The 17743-nt window shown below is 72.1% G+C and carries 13 protein-coding genes; 9 read left to right on the top strand and 4 right to left on the bottom strand.

Annotation, left to right across the window (positions count from 1 at the left end; translation table 11 throughout):
* Nucleotides 1–3: 3 nt before the first annotated feature.
* Together ACIG5F_RS03610 and ACIG5F_RS03605 are read left to right on the top strand one after the other, a co-directional pair.
* Nucleotides 4–810, top strand: a complete 807-nt coding sequence (locus ACIG5F_RS03610) for an ABC transporter permease (RefSeq protein ID WP_396515812.1) — start codon at nt 4–6, stop codon at nt 808–810.
* A gap of 16 nt (nt 811–826) precedes the next feature.
* Nucleotides 827–2794, top strand: a complete 1968-nt coding sequence (locus ACIG5F_RS03605; RefSeq protein ID WP_396515811.1) for a TIGR03960 family B12-binding radical SAM protein — start codon at nt 827–829, stop codon at nt 2792–2794.
* Here ACIG5F_RS03605 and ACIG5F_RS03600 read toward each other — a convergent pair.
* The gene (locus ACIG5F_RS03600) at nt 2777–4378 is read right to left on the bottom strand and encodes a S8 family peptidase (RefSeq protein WP_396515810.1); all 1602 of its coding nucleotides are present in this window, start codon (nt 4376–4378) and stop codon (nt 2777–2779) included. The genes ACIG5F_RS03605 and ACIG5F_RS03600 overlap by 18 nt on opposite strands.
* Before the next feature lie 208 nt (nt 4379–4586).
* On the opposite strand from ACIG5F_RS03600, the gene ACIG5F_RS03595 reads away from it, so the two are divergent.
* The 6 genes from ACIG5F_RS03595 (at nt 4587) to proB (ending at nt 12129) form a co-directional block, all read left to right on the top strand.
* Nucleotides 4587–5423: a TIGR03936 family radical SAM-associated protein gene (locus tag ACIG5F_RS03595; protein ID WP_396515809.1), complete on the top strand. Its 837-nt coding sequence runs from the start codon at nt 4587–4589 to the stop codon at nt 5421–5423.
* 147 nt (nt 5424–5570) lie between these two features.
* Nucleotides 5571–8543: a translation initiation factor IF-2 N-terminal domain-containing protein gene (locus ACIG5F_RS03590; protein ID WP_396515808.1), complete on the top strand. Its 2973-nt coding sequence runs from the start codon at nt 5571–5573 to the stop codon at nt 8541–8543.
* A gap of 274 nt (nt 8544–8817) precedes the next feature.
* Complete coding sequence (gene rplU, locus ACIG5F_RS03585) at nt 8818–9126, top strand: 50S ribosomal protein L21 (protein WP_043717997.1); 309 nt, start codon at nt 8818–8820, stop codon at nt 9124–9126.
* Between the two features lie 15 nt (nt 9127–9141).
* Complete coding sequence (rpmA, locus tag ACIG5F_RS03580) at nt 9142–9411, top strand: 50S ribosomal protein L27 (protein ID WP_396515807.1); 270 nt, start codon at nt 9142–9144, stop codon at nt 9409–9411.
* Between the two features lie 57 nt (nt 9412–9468).
* Complete coding sequence (gene obgE, locus ACIG5F_RS03575; RefSeq protein WP_396515806.1) at nt 9469–10962, top strand: GTPase ObgE; 1494 nt, start codon at nt 9469–9471, stop codon at nt 10960–10962.
* Nucleotides 10963–10965: 3 nt separating this feature from the next.
* A complete protein-coding gene (proB, locus tag ACIG5F_RS03570; RefSeq protein ID WP_396515805.1) occupies nt 10966–12129 on the top strand; it encodes a glutamate 5-kinase in 1164 nt (387 codons plus the stop codon).
* Nucleotides 12130–12231: 102 nt separating this feature from the next.
* Here the strand turns inward: proB and ACIG5F_RS03565 are convergent, their stop codons facing one another.
* From ACIG5F_RS03565 to ACIG5F_RS03555, 3 genes are all read right to left on the bottom strand, one after another.
* On the bottom strand, nt 12232–12954 hold the full coding sequence (locus ACIG5F_RS03565) for a G1 family glutamic endopeptidase (protein WP_396515804.1): 723 nt from the start codon (nt 12952–12954) through the stop codon (nt 12232–12234).
* Between the two features lie 220 nt (nt 12955–13174).
* On the bottom strand, nt 13175–14206 hold the full coding sequence (locus ACIG5F_RS03560; RefSeq protein ID WP_396515803.1) for a DUF2891 domain-containing protein: 1032 nt from the start codon (nt 14204–14206) through the stop codon (nt 13175–13177).
* 78 nt (nt 14207–14284) lie between these two features.
* Entirely contained in the window at nt 14285–16381 is a 2097-nt protein-coding gene (locus ACIG5F_RS03555; RefSeq protein ID WP_396515802.1) for a RecQ family ATP-dependent DNA helicase, read from the bottom strand.
* 96 nt (nt 16382–16477) lie between these two features.
* On the opposite strand from ACIG5F_RS03555, the gene ACIG5F_RS03550 reads away from it, so the two are divergent.
* Nucleotides 16478–17743 carry a glutamate-5-semialdehyde dehydrogenase gene (locus ACIG5F_RS03550; RefSeq protein ID WP_396515801.1) on the top strand — a complete coding sequence of 422 codons (1266 nt, stop codon included), beginning with the start codon at nt 16478–16480 and terminating at the stop codon, nt 17741–17743.

The raw sequence follows: 17743 nt of genomic DNA, 5'->3' as shown, positions 1-17743 counted from the left end.
ACGATGTCCCAGGGACTTCTGCTGCGCGTCGTGCCGATGGGCAGCTACGCCGGCCGGGCGCGGGCCGTGGTCGAGCGGTCGGCGCTGGTCAACCGCCGCAACTGGCTGTTGGTCGCGTCCGGGGTGGTCGAGCCGCTGTTCTACCTGTTCGCGCTGGGCATCGGCTTCGGCGCGATCGTCGGCCAGCAGGCCGCGCCGGACGGCCGCCCGATCAGCTACGCCGCGTACGTGGCCCCGGGCCTGCTGGCCGCCTCGGCGATGAACGGGGCGATCCACGACTCCACGTTCAACATCTTCCTCAAGCTCAAGCACGCCCGGGTCTACGACGCCATGCTGGCCACCCCGCTCGGTCCGATGGACGTGGCGCTGGGGGAGACCTCGTGGGCGCTGCTGCGCGGCGGCATCTACGCCGCCGGCTTCCTGGCCGTGATGGCCGCGCTGGGCCTGGTCGCCAGCCCCTGGGCGGTGCTGGCCCTGCCGGCCGCGCTGCTGATCGCCTTCGGCTTCGCCGCAGTCGGCATGGCCGCGGCCACCCTGATGCGGTCCTGGCAGGACTTCGACCTGGTCCTGCTGGTGCAGATGCCGATGTTCCTGTTCTCCACCACCTTCTACCCGATCACCGTCTACCCGGGGGCGATCCGGATCCTGGTCGAATGCCTGCCGCTCTACCACGGCATCGAGCTCATGCGCCAGCTCTCCAGCGGGGCCGTGAGCTGGGGAATCCTCGGCCACATCGGCTACTTCGCGATCATGGTGGTGGTCGGGGCCTGGTTGGCCACCCGCCGCCTGGGCACGCTGCTGCTGACGTGAGCGTTACGCTTGTCGGGTGAGTGTCGAGTCGGTCTTCCCCGCGTTGGAGCCTCTGCTGCCGAGGGTGTCCAAGCCGGTGCAGTACGTCGGCGGCGAACTGAACGCGACGGTCAAGGACTGGGACTCGGCCGCCGTGCGCTGGTGCCTGATGTACCCGGACGCCTACGAGGTGGGCCTGCCCAACCAGGGCGTCATGATCCTCTACGAGATCCTCAACGAGCTCGAGGACGTGCTGGCCGAGCGCACCTACACGGTGTGGCCGGACCTGGAGGCGCTGATGCGCGAGCACGGCGTCCCCCAGTTCACGGTGGACGCGCACCGCCCGGTGCGGGCCTTCGACGTGCTGGGCCTGAGCTTCTCCACCGAGCTCGGCTACACCAACATGCTCACCGCCCTGGACCTGGCCGGCATCCCGATGCACGCCGCCGACCGCACCGAGGACGACCCGATCGTGTTGGCCGGCGGGCACGCCGCCTTCAACCCGGAGCCGATCGCCGACTTCATCGACGCGGCGGTGCTGGGCGACGGCGAGGAAGCCGTCCTGGAGATCACCGACATCATCCGGGAGTGGAAGGCCGAAGGCCGCCCCGGCGGCCGCGACGAGCTGCTGACCCGGCTGGCCGAGACCGGCGGCGTCTACATCCCGCGCTTCTACGACGTGGAGTACCTGGCCGACGGCCGGATCCAGCGCGTGGTGCCCAACACCGACCGCGTGCCCTACCGGGTGTTCAAGCGCACCACCATGGAACTGGACGAGTGGCCCTACCCCAAGCAGCCGCTGGTGCCGCTGGCCGAGAGCGTGCACGAGCGGATGAGCGTGGAGATCTTCCGCGGCTGCACCCGGGGCTGCCGGTTCTGCCAGGCCGGCATGATCACCCGGCCGGTGCGGGAGCGCTCCATCGAGGGCATCGGCGCGATGATCCAGACCGGCCTTGAGGCCACCGGCTTCGAGGAGGTCGGCCTGCTGTCGCTGTCCAGCGCCGACCACTCGGAGATCGCCGAGATCACCAAGGGCCTCGCCGACCGCTACGCCGGCACCAACACCGGGCTTTCCCTGCCCAGCACCCGGGTCGACGCGTTCAACGTGGACCTGGCCAACGAGATCTCCCGCAACGGCCGCCGGTCCGGCCTGACCTTCGCGCCCGAGGGCGGCAGCGAGCGGATCCGCCGCGTCATCAACAAGATGGTGTCGGAGGAGGACCTGATCCGCACGGTCAGCGCCGCCTTCTCCAACGGCTGGCGGCAGGTGAAGCTGTACTTCATGTGCGGCCTGCCCACCGAGACCGACGATGACGTGCTCCAGATCGCCCGGATGGCCAAGGAGGTCATCAAGGCCGGCCGGGAAGCCAGTGGCCGCAAGGACATTCGCTGCACGATCTCCATCGGCGGCTTCGTGCCCAAGCCGCACACGCCGTTCCAGTGGGCCCCGCAGTGCGACCCCGACACCGTCGACGACCGGCTGCGCAAGCTGCGGGCCGAGGTGAACCAGGGCGACCGCAGCCTGGCCCGCAACATCGGCATGCGCTATCACGACGGCAAGCCCTCGCTGATCGAAGGCCTGCTGTCCCGGGGCGACCGCCGGGTCGGCCGGGTCATCGAGCGGGTGTGGCGCGACGGCGGCCGGCTGGACGGCTGGAGCGAGCACTTCTCCTACGACCGCTGGGTGAACGCCGCGGCCGCCGAGTTGGAGCCGCTGGGCGTCAGCCTGGATTGGTTCACCACCCGGGAGCGGGAGGAGACCGAGGTCCTGCCCTGGGACCACCTGGACTCGGGGCTGGACAAGGAATGGCTCTGGGCCGACTGGCAGGACGCCCTGTCCGAGCAGGAGCAGGACGACTGCCGCTGGACCCCGTGCTTCGACTGCGGTGTCTGCCCGGCCATGGGCACCGACATCCAGGTCGGGCCGACCGGCCGCAAACTGCTGCCGATCTCCCCGGTCGGCGTCGGCTCCCCGGTCAGGAACCCGTCACTGACCAGCAGCTAGCTGCTCCGGGCCGATCGGCTGCTGCGACGCCGTCGCGCGGCCGGTCGACCCCTGGGCGCTGCCCGCGGCCGTGGGCGCGTCGGGGGCGCTGGCCACGGGCTTGGGCGCGGTGCCGCTGGCCACGGCGGCCAGCGCGTTCACCATGCCGTGGCCGTAGAAGCCGTTGAACGACGCGTAGCCGGAGCAGTAGGCGTCCTGCACGCCGGTGTCGTTGAGGTCGTAGTCGCTGGGGCACTGCACCGGCTTGGCCTGCTGGTTGAGCAGCTGGGTCAGCTGCGCGGGCGTGTCACCGGGGTGCGTGGAGGCCAGCAGCGCCGCCACGCCGGCCACGTGCGGGGCGGCCATCGAGGTGCCGCAGAAGTCGCCGTAGCCGCCGGGCACCGTGGACAGCACGCACGGGTTGTCGTTGTTGGACGGTTTCTGGCGCACGTCGCCGCCGGGCGCGGTGACGTCGACCGCGCCGAGGCCGTACGAGCTGTAGCCGGCCTTGAGCTGGTCCGAGCCGACCGAGGACACCGCCACCACGTTGCGCTCCGCCGCCGGCAGCACCGCGCAGTCCGAGCTCAGCTGGCGCACGCCGTGGCTGGGGGAGTTGTCGGGGCTGCGCGTGTCGGTGCCGGGCTGCGTGAGGTCGGCGGCCGAGTTGGTGACCGCGGCGATGTTCAGCACGCCCTGCGAGGTCGCGTAGTCCACGGCCCGCTTCATGGCCTCCGTGACCACTCGCTGCCCCGGCTGGTTGCCGCAGGTGTACTCCCACGGGTCCACGTAGTAGCTGTTGTTGGTGATGCTGATGCCGTGGGTGGCGGCCCACATGAAGCCGCACACGGCGTACTCGGGGTAGATGTAGCCGTCGTCGTCCACGACCTTCACCGACGCGAGGCGCACGCCCGGCGCCACGCCGGTCACGCCCTTGCCGTCGTCCGCGGCGGCGATGATGCCGGCCACGTGCGTGCCGTGCGGCGAGGTCGTCGGCGCCCACGCCGCCACGCTCGGGTCCGGCTTGCCGGTCAGGCAGCCCACCGACAGCTGCGGGTCCAGGGCCGGCGTCAGGTCCGGGTGGCGGGGGTCGATGCCCGAGTCCAGCACGCCCACGACGACCCGGGGGTCGCCCTCGGTGATCTGGTGGGCCTGGCCGGCGTTGATCAGCCGCATGTCCCACTGCTCGCCACTGCGGTCCGCTGTCGGCACCGACTCCGTGCTGGTCAGCAGCGAGGCGGCGGACATCGTCTCGTCGGCCTTCTTGCGGGTCGAAGGCCCGTTCGAGGTCCAGGCCTCGCCCTGGGCGCTGTAGGCCCGGTCCGGGCCGATCTTGGTCGCGAACCCGGGGTCGGGGGAGGTGGCCACGGCCACGGCGATCGGGGCGTAGTAGACGGTGGTCGTGCCGCAGGCCGTCGTGATCTGGGCGTCGGCGTCCGCCTCGGGTGTGCCCTTGGCGAAGACGACCAGGTAGCGCAGGGTGGGCCCGGGCTGCACGCATGTCGACTGGACCTGGTCCTCGGCCCCGGCGACGGGCGCGCTCAGGCACCCTGCCGCGAGCAGGGCGGCCGCCAGTGCCGCCAGCTGTGACCGGCGGAGCAGAGGCACAGGAGACCTCCATCTCTGGGGTGGGTGTTTCGGGGTCACCCACGTCAGCGATCAGCCGGACGGTAACCATCGCCCGCCCGCCGGACAAGCCGGCGGTGGACATCAGTGTCCCCGCAACCGGCCGGGTACCGTCCTACCGGACCCGTCGAACCAGCCAAGGAGAGTAGTCCTGAGCCGCCAAGACTCGCCCAACCCGTCCGCCGCCGCGGTGCAGAAGCTCCGGCTGCGCTACACCAAGCGGGGTCGGCTCCGGTTCACCTCGCACCGGGACGTCGCGCGCACGTTCGAGCGGGCGCTGCGCCGCGCGGGCGTGCCGATGGCGTACTCGCAGGGCTTCAGCCCGCACCCGAAGATCTCCTGGATCGGGGCGGCGCCGACCGGGGTGGCCAGCGAGGCGGAGTACGTCGAGGTGCAGGTGGTCGAGCGGATCGACCCGGAGGCGCTGCGGCGGGCCCTGGACCAGGCGCTGCCGCCCGGCCTGGACGTGGTCGACGCGGTGCAGGCCGCGGCCGGCTCGCTGGCCGAGCGGATCGACGCCAGCCGCTGGCTGGTCGAGCTGCCCGGGGTCGACCCGGCCGAGCTGCGGCGGGCCGTGGACGCCCTGCTGGCCGCCGAGTCGGTCGAGGTGGAGCGGCTGACCAAGGACGGCCGGCGGATCATGGACGTGCGGCCGGGGGTGGTCACCGCCGAGGTGGGTGATGTGACCTCGCTCACCGCGACGCTCAGTGATCATCGGGTGGGCGCAACGGGTGATTTGGCGGACGCGCCGATTCCGCGTAAGGACGACGACACGGCCGCGTCTTCCCCGTATGGGATACTCGTGATGGTGGTACGGCAGCTGACCCCTGCGGTACGACCCGATGACGTGCTGAGTGCGCTCCGCGTCGTCGCCGGCCTCGAGCCCCCGGTACCCGCCAAGGCGACCCGGTTGGCGCAGGGGCGGCTCGACGACGCGGGTGGGCTCGCCGACCCGTTCGCCCCCGAGGGGCGCGGGACGGCGGACCCGGCCAGGGAGCAGGAGCCGGACCAGCCCGTCGTCGAATGACCTGCCGCCCGCAGGCCTGGCCCCGCCAGGAAGCCGGGTGGCGCCAGGCAAGGTTTCCCGTCGCCGACCGCGACGGAGACAGAACAGAACGGGCCCCTGTGTGGCCGCGGTCCAGACACTGGACGCGCCCGGGGGCGGAGGAGCTACATGTCGAAGACGAGGATCCCCGCCGGCGGGCCCGGCGGGGATGGCACCACACCCATTCCCGAGTTCCCTCCCAAGCTGCGGGTGCACGCGCTGGCCAAGGCGCTGGACACGAGCAGCCGAGAGGTGCTCGCCGCGCTGGCCGACCTCGGCGAGGTCGTGCGCAGCCCGCAGTCCAGCGTGAGCCGCGAGGTCGCCGAGCAGGTGGCCGCCACCCTGTTGGCCACCGGGCGCCAGGACGTCGAGGACGACTCCGACGAGGTGCTCGTCGCCAACGACGAGCTGGCCCAGGCGCTGGCCGAGCGGGTCGAAGCCGAGGACGAGCCGGAGCCCGAGGACGCCGACGACGAGGTCGCGGTGGCCCTGGCCCCGGTCTTCGCCCCGCCGTCGGTGGTGTTCATGCAGCCCACCGCGGCCGTCGAGCCCCGCCCCTCGCGCCGCCGCAAGGCCGCCGAGCCGGTGGTCGTCGAGGAGCTCGTCGTCGAGGACGACGAGGACGAGGAGCCGACCCAGGCCGCCGACGAGGCCGTCGATGCCGACGACGACGAGGACGGCAACGCCCGTCGCCGCCGCCGTCGCGGCCGCCGTGGCCGTGGTCGCGGCAAGGGCGGCCCCGAGGACAGCGCCGACGCCGAGTCCGATGAGGACGCCGAGTCGGCCGAGGGCGAGCCCGAGGAGCCGGCCGAGGCCGAGTCCACCGAGGACAGCGACGCCGACGAGGGCGCGGGCGGCAGCCGTCGCCGTCGCCGCCGTCGTCGCCGCAAGGGCGGCTCCGACGAGGAGGCGGCCGCCGCCGAGGACGACCCGCCCAACACCGTCGTGCACGTGCGCAACGCGCCGCCGACCCGGGAAGAGGAGCGGGCCGAGGCCACCGCGGCCAACAACGAGGTGCGCAGCGTGCGCGGCTCGACCCGGCTGGAGGCCAAGCGCCAGCGCCGCCGGGACGGCCGGGAGGCCGGCCGCCGCCGCGTGCCGATCCTGTCCGAGGCCGAGTTCCTGGCCCGCCGCGAGGCCGTGGCCCGCAAGATGGTCGTGCGCGAGCGCGGCGACCGCACCCAGATCGCCGTCCTGGAGGACGGGGTGCTCGTCGAGCACTTCGTGACCTCGGCCGGCACCGGGTCGCTGGTCGGCAACGTCTACCTCGGCCGGGTGCAGAACGTGCTGCCCAGCATGGAGGCGGCGTTCGTGGACATCGGCCGCGGCCGCAACGCCGTGCTCTACGCCGGCGAGGTGGACTGGGACGCCGCCGGCCTGGAGGGCAAGGCCCGCAAGATCGAGCAGGCGCTGTCCACCGGCGACAGCGTGCTGGTCCAGGTGACCAAGGACCCGGTCGGCCACAAGGGCGCCCGGCTGACCACCCAGATCAGCCTGCCCGGCCGCTTCCTGGTGTACGTGCCCGGCGGCGGCGCCACCGGCATCAGCCGCAAGCTGCCCGACAACGAGCGCAAGCGCCTCAAGGACATCCTCAAGCGGGTCGTGCCCGAGGACGCCGGCGTGATCATCCGCACAGCCTCGGAGGGCATCGCCGAGGAGGAGCTGGGCCGCGACGTGCGCCGTCTGCAGGCCCAGTGGGAGGTCATCAAGGAGAAGGCCGACGCGCCCAAGGCCCAGGCCCCGCAGCTGCTCTACGAGGAGCCGGACCTGCTGGTCAAGGTCGTGCGCGACCTGTTCACCGAGGACTTCTCCGAGCTGGTGGTGCAGGGCGAGCAGGCCTGGGAGACGATCGACGGCTACGTCCGGCACGTCGCGCCCGACCTGGCCGACCGGCTGCGCAAGCACGTCGGTCTCAACGACGTGTTCACCGAGCAGCGCATCGACGAGCAGATCACCAAGGCGCTGGACCGCAAGGTCTGGCTGCCCTCGGGCGGCTACCTGATCATCGACCGCACCGAGGCGATGACCGTCATCGACGTCAACACCGGGAAGTTCACCGGATCGGGTGGCAACCTGGAGGAGACGGTCACCAGGAACAACCTGGAGTCGGCCGAGGAGATCGTCCGCCAGCTCCGGCTGCGCGACATCGGCGGCATCATCGTCATCGACTTCATCGACATGGTGCTGGAGTCCAACCGGGACCTGGTGCTGCGCCGGCTGACCGAGTGCCTTGGCCGGGACCGCACCCGCCACCAGGTCGCCGAGGTCACCTCGCTGGGCCTGGTGCAGATGACCCGCAAGCGGGTCGGCACCGGCCTGCTGGAGGCGTTCAGCCAGACCTGCGAGCACTGCCGCGGCCGGGGCGTCGTGGTCAGCACCGAGCCGCTCGGGCACAGCCACGGCAACGGCAACGGCGGCAACGGGCAGGCCACCGGCTCGTCCACCGGCAACGGCGGCCAGCAGCAGCAGGCTCCGGCCGAGAAGCCGGCCGGATCGGGTCGCAAGCGCAACCGCAACCGGCACCGCACCGAGGAGCAGCCGGCCGCCGACGTCGAGCAGGTGACCTCGGAGGAGGCCGCCACCGCCGGCGGGCAGGACGAGGCCGCCCCGGCGGCCGTCGCCGAGACGGATGGCCCGGCTGGCGAGGCCGCTTCCACCGCCGGCGCGCACACCTCCGAGCGGGTCGTCGAGACCGAGGCCTCGCCGGCCGCGGAGGCCCTGGCGGCCACCGAGGCCGCCGCGGCGTTGTCCACCCCGAGCGAAGCCGTCGGCCAGCCGTCCGCGTCCGAGCCGGTCGCTGCCGCCGAATCGGCCGCTGAGCCGGCCCGGTCGGCCTTCGGCTGGTCCGGCGAGCCGGCCGTCGCCACCGGCGAGGCCGCCGCCGGCCCGGTCGAGGAGGCCGCACCCGCGGTCGCCGCGGCCGCGGTCACCGGGCAGGCCGGGGTCTCCGTCGCCTACGAGGTGCCGGAGCAGCCGACCGCCGCCGCCAACGGCCACCACGCGTCCGAGCCGGAGCCGGTGGCCTCCACCACACGGCGTCGCCGCCGGGCCGCGTCCCGGCCGGCCGGCCCGCCGTCGGCGGGCACTGCGACACAGGACTGACCAGGCGTTTCACCGGCCCGTGGGCACTCGCCCACGGGCCGGTGACGCCTGTCCGGGGTGACCACGGTCACCTTGTGCCGGCTACGGGGACCCCGGTTTGACCTCCCGTCCACCCGGCCCGTAACCTCTTGTTTGGCCCCCATCCGGAGGGCCCCGTCGCGCGCCAGTCCAAGCTGGTTGGAATTCCTCGGTGTTGGTTTTCCTCTGGGGATGTTCCCTGTGCTTGGGCCGTGCGTGCCCCGTCAACGTCGAGTAGCAGGAGACTTCCGTCCCGATGTACGCGATCGTCAAGACTGGCGGCAAGCAGTACAAGGTTGCCGTCGGCGACATCGTCCAGGTCGAGAAGCTCGACGGTGGACCGGGCGCCGAAGTCAGCTTCCCAGCGCTGCTCGTCGTCGATGGCTCCGATGTCATCGCTGACGCCGACGCCCTGGGCAAGGTTTCGGTGACCGCCAAGGTCGTCGAGCACACCAAGGGCCCCAAGATCCGCATCCACAAGTTCAAGAACAAGACCGGTTACCACAAGCGCCAGGGTCACCGTCAGAAGCTGACCCGCGTCGAGGTCACCGCCATCACCAAGTAGAGGACCTGATCAGCCATGGCACACAAAAAGGGTGCATCCAGCTCCCGTAACGGCCGTGACTCCAACCCGCAGTACCTTGGGGTCAAGCGCTTCGGCGGTCAGGTCGTCAAGGCCGGCGAGATCCTGATCCGCCAGCGTGGCACCAAGTTCCACCCCGGTGTGAACGTGGGCCGCGGCAAGGACGACACGCTGTTCGCCCTGGCCGCCGGCGCTGTCGAGTTCGGCGCCAAGCGCGGTCGCAAGACCGTCAACATCGTCCCGGTCGAGGTTGTCGCCTCCGCCTGAGGATTGATATCTGACGAGGGGTGACCGGCGCACAGCACCGGTCACCCCTCGTTTTTCATGCTCTGGAAGGAAGTACTTCTCGTGTCTCGCTTCGTTGACCGCGTGACCATCCACGTGGCGGCCGGTAACGGCGGGAACGGCTGCGCCTCGGTGCACCGCGAGAAGTTCAAGCCGCTGGGCGGCCCGGACGGCGGCGACGGCGGCCGCGGCGGCGACGTCGTGCTGGTCGTCGACCCCAGCGTGCACACCCTGCTGGACTTCCACTTCCGCCCGCACGCCCGCGCCACCAACGGCCGGCAGGGCCAGGGCTCCAACAAGGACGGCGCCCAGGGCGAGGACCTCGAACTGCGCGTGCCCGACGGCACAGTGGTGCTCAGCCCCGACGGCGAGGTGCTGGCCGACCTGATCGGCGCCGGCACCCGGCTGGTCGCGGCCCAGGGCGGCCGCGGCGGCCTCGGCAACGCGGCGCTGGCCTCCAAGGCCCGTCGCGCGCCCGGCTTCGCGCTGCTCGGCGAGGAGGGCGAGGCCCGGGACCTGGTCCTGGAGCTCAAGTCCGTCGCCGACGTCGGCCTGGTCGGCTTCCCCTCGGCCGGCAAGTCCTCGCTGATCGCCGTGCTGTCCGCGGCCCGGCCCAAGATCGCCGACTACCCGTTCACCACGCTCGTGCCCAACCTGGGCGTGGTCACCGCCGGCGACTCCGTGTTCACCATGGCCGACGTGCCCGGCCTGATCCCCGGCGCGAGCGAGGGCAAGGGCCTCGGCCTGGACTTCCTGCGGCACATCGAGCGCTGCGCCGTGCTGGTGCACGTCGTGGACTGCGCCACCTTCGAGCCCGGCCGCGACCCGCTGTCCGACATCGACGCGCTGGAGACCGAGCTGGCCCGGTACACCCCGTCGCTCGGCGGCGAGCTGGCCGACCGGCCGCGCTTGGTCGTGCTGAACAAGACCGACGTGCCCGACGCCAAGGACCTCGCCGAGCTCGTCCGCCCCGAACTGGAGGCGCGCGGTCTGCCGGTGTTCGAGATCTCCACCGTGAGCCGGACCGGGCTGCGGGAGCTGAGCTTCGCCCTGGCCAAGGCCGTCGAGGAACACCGCGCCGCGCAGCCGATCCTGGAGCCCACCCGCATCGTGCTGCGGCCGATCGCCGTCGACGACGCCGGCTTCCGGGTCGAGCCCGACCCGGAGAACGAGGGCGGCTTCATCGTGCGCGGCAGCCGGCCCGAGCGCTGGATCCGCCAGACCCAGTTCTCCAACGACGAGGCCGTCGGCTACCTCGCCGACCGGCTGGCCCGGCTCGGCGTCGAGGAGGCCCTGGCCAAGGCCGGCGCGGTGCCGGGCTGCCCGGTCACCATCGGCGATGTGACGTTCGACTGGGAACCGTCCACGCCGGCCGGCATCGCGGTACTCATGACCGGTCGCGGCACCGACGTCCGGCTGGAGACCAACAGCCGGGTCGGCGCGGCCGAGCGCAAGGCGGCCCGCAAGGCCCGGCGGACCCCGGGCGAGTGGCCGGCCGACGACGACACAGAGTCTGATTTCGACGAGGAGTAGGGCGTGTCGCAGGCCCGCCAGGCGGTCGCCGCCGCGAAGCGGATCGTGGTCAAGGTCGGATCGTCCTCACTGACCACCGCGGTCGGAGGGCTGGACCCCAGCCGGCTGGACGCCCTGGTTGACGCCCTCGCCGCACGGTCGGCCGCCGGCAGCCAGGTGGTGCTGGTGTCCTCCGGCGCCATCGCGGCCGGCCTGGCCCCGCTCGGCATCGGCAAGCGCCCCAAGGACCTTGCCACCCAGCAGGCCGCCGCCAGCGTCGGGCAGCTGGAGCTGGTGCACGCCTACGCCACCTCTTTCGCCCGCTACCACCTCACCGTCGGCCAGCTCCTCCTCACCGCCGACGACGTCGTGCGCCGCTCCCACTACCGCAACGCCCAGCGCACCTTCTCCCGCCTGCTCGCCCTCGGCGTCGTCCCCGTCGTCAACGAGAACGACACCGTCGCCACCGACGAGATCCGCTTCGGCGACAACGACCGCCTCGCCGCCCTCGTCGCCCACCTCATCGGCGCCGACGCCCTCGTCCTCCTGTCCGATGTGGACGCCCTCTACGACGGCGACCCCCGCCTCGGCGGCGCCCGCCGCATCACCGAGGTCGCCGACGAGTCCGACCTCGCCGACGTCATCGCCGGCGCCACCGGAGCCTCCGGCGTAGGCACCGGCGGCATGGCCTCCAAACTCGCCGCCGCCCGCCTGGCGTCCTCCGCCGGCATCCCCGTCCTCCTCGCCTCCGCCGCCGACGCCGCCTCTGCTTTGGCGACCTCCGCCTCGGCAACCGCCGGCGATGCGGCCGGCGCTCTCACCAACGCCACTACCGGCACCGCCTTTGCCGCCACCGGCTCCCGGTTGTCCGCCCGCCGCTTCTGGCTCGCCCACGCCGCCGACTCCGCCGGCCGGCTCACCCTCGACGACGGCGCCGTCGCCGCCGTGGTGACCCGCCGCCGTTCCCTCCTGGCCGCCGGCATCGCCGGCGTCCACGGCGACTTCGACGCCGGTGACGTGGTCGACCTCACCGACCTCGCCGGCAAGGTCGTCGCCCGCGGCGTGGTCGCCTTCGACGCCGTCGAACTCCCCACGATGATCGGCCGCTCCAGCCAGAACCTCGCCCCCGAGCAGCGCCGCGAGGTCGTGCACGCCGACGACCTGGTCCCGCTCCCGACCCGCGTCTAGCGCTGCCCCGGACCACATAGGGCCGTGCCCCGGAAAAATGAGAACCGCACCCGCCACAGGGGTCGCCCGTGACGGGTGCGGCTGCCTTGCCGCAGGCGCTGGTCAGTGCCTGGTGATCGAGAAGCTGGTGCCGTCGGCGCCGACGGCGCCGGGGATCCAGGTGTTGGTGCCGCGGTCGTCGGCGTTGAGCGCGGACGGGTTGGTGGCCTTGAGGGTCTTGCCGTCGAACTTCACGCCGGTGAACGAGATGGTGTTGCCGCTGACGGTCGGGTACGAGTCGGTGGGCGACTCGATGATCGCCTCGGCCGAGTAGTGCTTGGCGGTGCTCAGCGACTTGGTGGTGGTCTTGGTCCAGCCCTTGGTGGTGTCGCTGATGGTCAGCGTGTAGCTGCTGCCGGAGCGGGTGACGGTGGCGGTGAAGTGGTCGCCGGCGCTGACGGCGTTGCTGTAGTACACCGGCGCGGCCGGGTACATCTCGTACCACGCCTGGTAGACGGCGTGCCCGCTGGAGCAGTCGGTGGCGACGCCGGTCTGCTCGACGGTGGAGGAGCCGTCGCCGTCGATGCCGACCCACGGCGCGAACAGGTCGTTGGTGGACCGGCAGGTGACCGACGGCTCGACCCAGCTGGCCGTCGCGGTGGTCCAGCTGCCGAAGCTGGCGTAGCCGCCCCAGTTGCCGCCGGAGAAGCTGCTGCCCGCGCCGTGGCCGAAGCTGATGTGCGGCCCGAAGCCGGCGGGGGCGGTGGCGGCGACGGCCGTGCCGGCCAGGCTGGCGCTGGCCAGCGCGGCCGCGACCAGGGCACGGGTGAGACGAGTGGCGAGCATTTCCGATCCTTTCACCGGCGCCTCCCACTCGCTGATCGGCGACGCGGGAGGGCCATGCAGGGGTGGTGGAGGGACAGGCGTTAATTCCCGGAATTCCGCCGGGGAACTGATCAGATTCCCCGGCGGAACCCGTACCGATCTTTCAGTGCGTGATCGTGCCGCGGTAGCTACTTTCGGGGGGTTCTCCGGCGGCGATAAATCCGTTTTGCTCCCCTTTGCGTCAGGTCAGCAGCAGCACCGCGTAAGCGGCGAGCCAATGTTCGACCATGTAGTCCGTTCCGCTGGTCAGGTCCAGTTCCGGGAGCGCGTGCGTGGCCGCCGCGCTGGGCATCTCGGCCCGGCGGACATCGGTCGGAGGAAGGGCTGCGGCCAGTCGGAGCAGGCACCAGGCCCGGCTCAGGTTCACTCCGTGCAGATGCGCGATCTGGCCGTCGGAGTCATCGGAAACGACGGCCGGTGTGAACAGGCCGCTGTTTGCGATGTCCGGCAGGAATCGATCGAACCATTGGGTGAACTCGGTTGGGCTGAACAGGTTCGACATCAGTTCCGCCTCGCAGAGCGCCGGCGACAGGAAATCGGCGCCGCCTGGCTCCCACCGGGCCGGATAGTCGATGTCATTGTCGAACCAGCGGTGCGCCGCGTCCGAGATGGCCGTCAGCAGCCCCGGCTCGCCCCGCTCGGCCAGCGCGCGGGCCTGCGGCAGCGCCCGGGACAGGCCGAACGCGCTGTTGAAGTGCGCGCCCTGCCGGTCCGGGTAGGTCGCCTTCGGCAGCCAGCTCACGAACGCGTCCGTGATCGTCTCGGTCAGCGGCGTCAGGTTCGCCGCCCACCGCCGGGCGTCGGGATCGTCCCAGGTGGACAGTTCGTGCTGGAGCATGTGCTCCCAGCCCCAGGCGTACGGCCGCGCGTGCTTGCTGAACTCGGTGAAGCTGCGCGTCTCCACCGCGATGTTGTCGGCCGTCAGATGCTCGTCGAGCACCGCTCGGATCTCGTCGCCCGGCACCCGGTCCGGCGCCGTGCGCAGCAGACGCACGGCCGCCCAGTGCATCTCCACGCACGAGTGCCAGTCCAGGCAGCCGTAGAACGCCGGATAGACGTCCTTCGGCCGGTTCGGCAGGTCGCCCGGCCCGGTCATGAGGTGGCTGATGTGATTGGGAAACTCCCGGCGCACGGTGACCAGGATGATCTTCGCGAATTCTTCGGCCCGGGCCAGCAGCAGCGCCTGCCGGTCGGCCGTCCCCAGAGTGCTCACGACTCTCCTCCGTGATGAGCGGATTGTCGTGAGATCGCTCGTGGGGGTCCCTCGCGTTACAGGCCGACCGACGAGCTTCTAGTTCGTGACCGCGAGCGCGAAGGGCAGAACCGCGGGCGCACCTCCTTCCCGGAGCAGGCGCGCGGCCAACGTCATGGTCCAGCCGCTGTCCACCAGGTCGTCGACCAGCAGCACGGGGCCGGCAAAGGCGCCGTCGGCGAGCCAGGACGGGGCGTGCAGCCCCTGCCAGAGACCGGCCAGGCGCTGGGCGCTGTTGCTGCGGCGGGTGCCCTCGCCGGCCGAGGTGATCTCGCCGAGATAGGTCAGCCGCCCGATCGAGGCCAGCCGCTCGCCGAGGCTGGCGACGAGCTTCGGCCGGCGGCGGGAGCCGATCGTCACCACGCCGGAGGGCCGCTGGTCCCACTTCCACGACGCGAGCACCTGCACGCAGGCCTGGAAGACGTCGTCCGGCACCGGCTGGTCGGGCGTGGTGTCGGCCAGCAGGTCACGCAGGCGGTTGCCCCAGCCGATGTCGGTGAGCCGGCCCAACGCCCGGCCCTCCTCGGCCTGCTGCCCGGCCGAGATCTTGCCGGACAGCGGCACGCCCAGCCCGGACATGCCGCTCGGCCACATCTTGCGCGGCGCGATCTCCACGCCGGGCCGATTCAGCCGGTCCTGCGCGGCCGTCGCCGCGGTCCCGGACACCTCGACGCTCCACCGCCGTCCCGTGCAGTTGTCGCACCGCCCACACGGCGCGGCGGCCGGATCGTCCAGCTGCCGCAACAGGAATTCCATCCGGCAGCCGTCGGTGGCCTGGTAGTCGAGCATGGCCTGCTGCTCGGCCCGGCGCGCGTCGCCGAGCCGACCGTAGCGCTCCTCGTCGTACTGCCACGGCTGGCCGGTCGACACCCAGCCGCCGCGCACGCGGTGCACCGCGCCGTCCACGTCCAGCACCTTGAGCACGACTTCGAGCCGGCTGCGGGACAGCTCCACCATCGGCTCCAGCGCCGCCGTCGACAGTGGACGGTCGCTGCCCGCCAACGCGTCCAACACCTGCCGCACCACGTGTTCCGGTGGGAAGGCCAGCGACGCGAAGTACTGCCAGATCTCCCGGTCCTCCCGTCCCGGCAGCAGCAGCACCTCCGCCCGCCGCACACCGCGGCCGGCGCGGCCGATCTGCTGGTAGTAGGCGATCGGCGACTGCGGCGCGCCAAGGTGCACCACGAAGCCCAGGTCCGGCTTGTCGAAACCCATGCCCAGCGCCGAGGTGGCCACCAGCGCCTTGACCCGGTTGGCCAGCAGGTCCGCCTCGGCGCGCTCGCGTTCGGCCGGGTCGGTCTTGCCGGAGTACGCCGCCACCTCGAACCCGCGCTCGCGCAGGAAAGAGGCCACGTCCTCGGCCGCCGACACCGTCAGCGTGTAGACGATGCCGGAGCCGGGGAGCTCGGTCAGCTTCTCGGCCAGCCAGCCCAGCCGCGCCGCCGGACTGGGCAGCGTGACCACGGCCAGGTGCAGACTCTCCCGGTCCAGCGGGCCGCGCAGCACCACCGTCTGGGCGCCGCCGATGCCCAGCTGGTCGGCGACGTCCCGGACCACGCGGTCGTTGGCGGTCGCGGTCGTCGCCAGCACCGGCACGCCTTCCGGCAGCTCGCCGAGCAGTGTGCGTAGCCGCCGGTAGTCGGGGCGGAAATCGTGGCCCCAGTCGGAGATGCAGTGCGCCTCGTCCACCACGAGCAGGCCGGCGCTCGCGGTCAGGCTGGGCAGCACGTTGTCGCGGAAGTCGGGGTTGTTCAACCGCTCCGGGCTCACCAGCAGCACGTCCACGCCGCCGGCGGTGACGGCGTCCTGGACGTCCTGCCACTCGCCGAGATTGGCGGAGTTGATCGTCGCCGCGCGCACCCCCGCGCGGGCCGCCGCCTCCACCTGGTTGCGCATCAGGGCCAGCAGCGGCGACACGATCACCGTCGGCCCCTCGCCGAGGGAGCGCAACAGCGCCGTCGCGATGAAGTACACCGCCGACTTGCCCCACCCGGTGCGCTGCACGACCAGCGCGCGCCGGCGCTGCGACACCAGGGCACTGATCGCCGTCCACTGGTCGTCGCGGAGTTTCGCCTCCGGACCGGCCAGGGCCTGGAGGTGTTCCTCGGCCTGCTCGCGCAAGGCGTGGTCGTCCATGACCACATGCCTACACCACGATTCTGGCAATGCCTCGGCCGCCCGAGGTCGACGGGCATATTCCGGGCCGAGCGAGATTGTTCTACAATCCTACAGGTGACCGACGAGCTGCTGGACCAGGTCCACGACGCCGCCAGGCGGGCCCGAGTCGCCGCCAAGACCCTCGCGACCGCCAACACGCAGCGCAAGAACACCGTGCTGCTGGCGATGGCCGACGCCCTCGAGGCCAAGGCCGCCGACATCATGGCCGCCAACGAGCAGGACCTCGCCGCCGGCCGGGCCGCCGACATCGGCGACGCCCTGCTGGACCGGCTCGCCCTGAACGAGAAGCGGATCGCCGGCATCGCCGACGGCCTGCGCTCGGTCGCCGGCCTGCCGGACCCGGTCGGCGACGTGCGCCGCGGCTCGACCCTGCCCAACGGCCTGGAGCTGCGCCAGGTGCAGGTGCCGCTGGGGGTCGTCGGCATCGTCTACGAGGCTCGCCCGAACGTCACGGTCGACGCCGCCGGCCTCACGCTCAAGGCCGGCAACGCGGTGCTGCTGCGCGGCTCCTCCAGCGCCGAGCACTCCAACACCGCGCTGGTCAAGGTGTTGCGCGAGGTGTTGGCGGACAACGACTTCCCGGCCGATGCGATCCAGCTGCTGCCGTGTCACGACCGTGCCTCCGTGCACCACCTCATCACCGCCCGCGGCCTGGTCGACCTGGTCATCCCACGCGGCGGAGCCGGCCTGATCTCCGCCGTCGTGCAGCAGGCGACCGTGCCGACGATCGAGACCGGCGTCGGCAACTGCCATGTCTACGTGGACCGGGCCGCCGATCTCGAGATGGCGCACCGGATTCTGATCAACTCCAAGACCCGCCGGCCCAGCGTGTGCAACGCCGCCGAGACCGTGCTGGTGCACGCGGACGTCGCCGAGCGGTTCGTGCCCGAGGCCGTGCGCCGGCTCAAGGAGCACGGCGTCACCGTGCACGGCGACAAGCGCGCCGCCGAGCTGGCCGACGTGGTGCCGGCCGTCGACGCCGACTGGGACACCGAATATCTCTCCCTGGACATCGCCATGCGGGTCGTCGACTCGCTGGACGAGGCCGTCGAGCACATCGGCGAGCACGGCAGCGGCCACACCGAGGCGATCGTCTCCGACGAGGTGCGGGCGGCACGGGACTTCGTGGCCCGGGTCGACGCGGCCGCGGTGATGGTGAACGCCGCGACCTCGTTCACCGACGGCGGCGAGATGGGCCTGGGCGCGGAGATCGGCATCTCCACCCAGAAGCTGCACGCCCGCGGCCCGATGGGGCTGGCCGAGCTGACCTCGACGAAGTGGGTGGTGTGGGGCGACGGTCACGTCCGCGCCTCCTCCTGA

The sequence above is a fragment of the Kutzneria sp. NPDC052558 genome (genome assembly GCF_044547355.1).
Classification (GTDB): domain Bacteria; phylum Actinomycetota; class Actinomycetes; order Mycobacteriales; family Pseudonocardiaceae; genus Kutzneria.
Note: the sequence above shows the minus strand (reverse complement) of the source record. Positions and strands in the feature narration are given on the sequence as shown.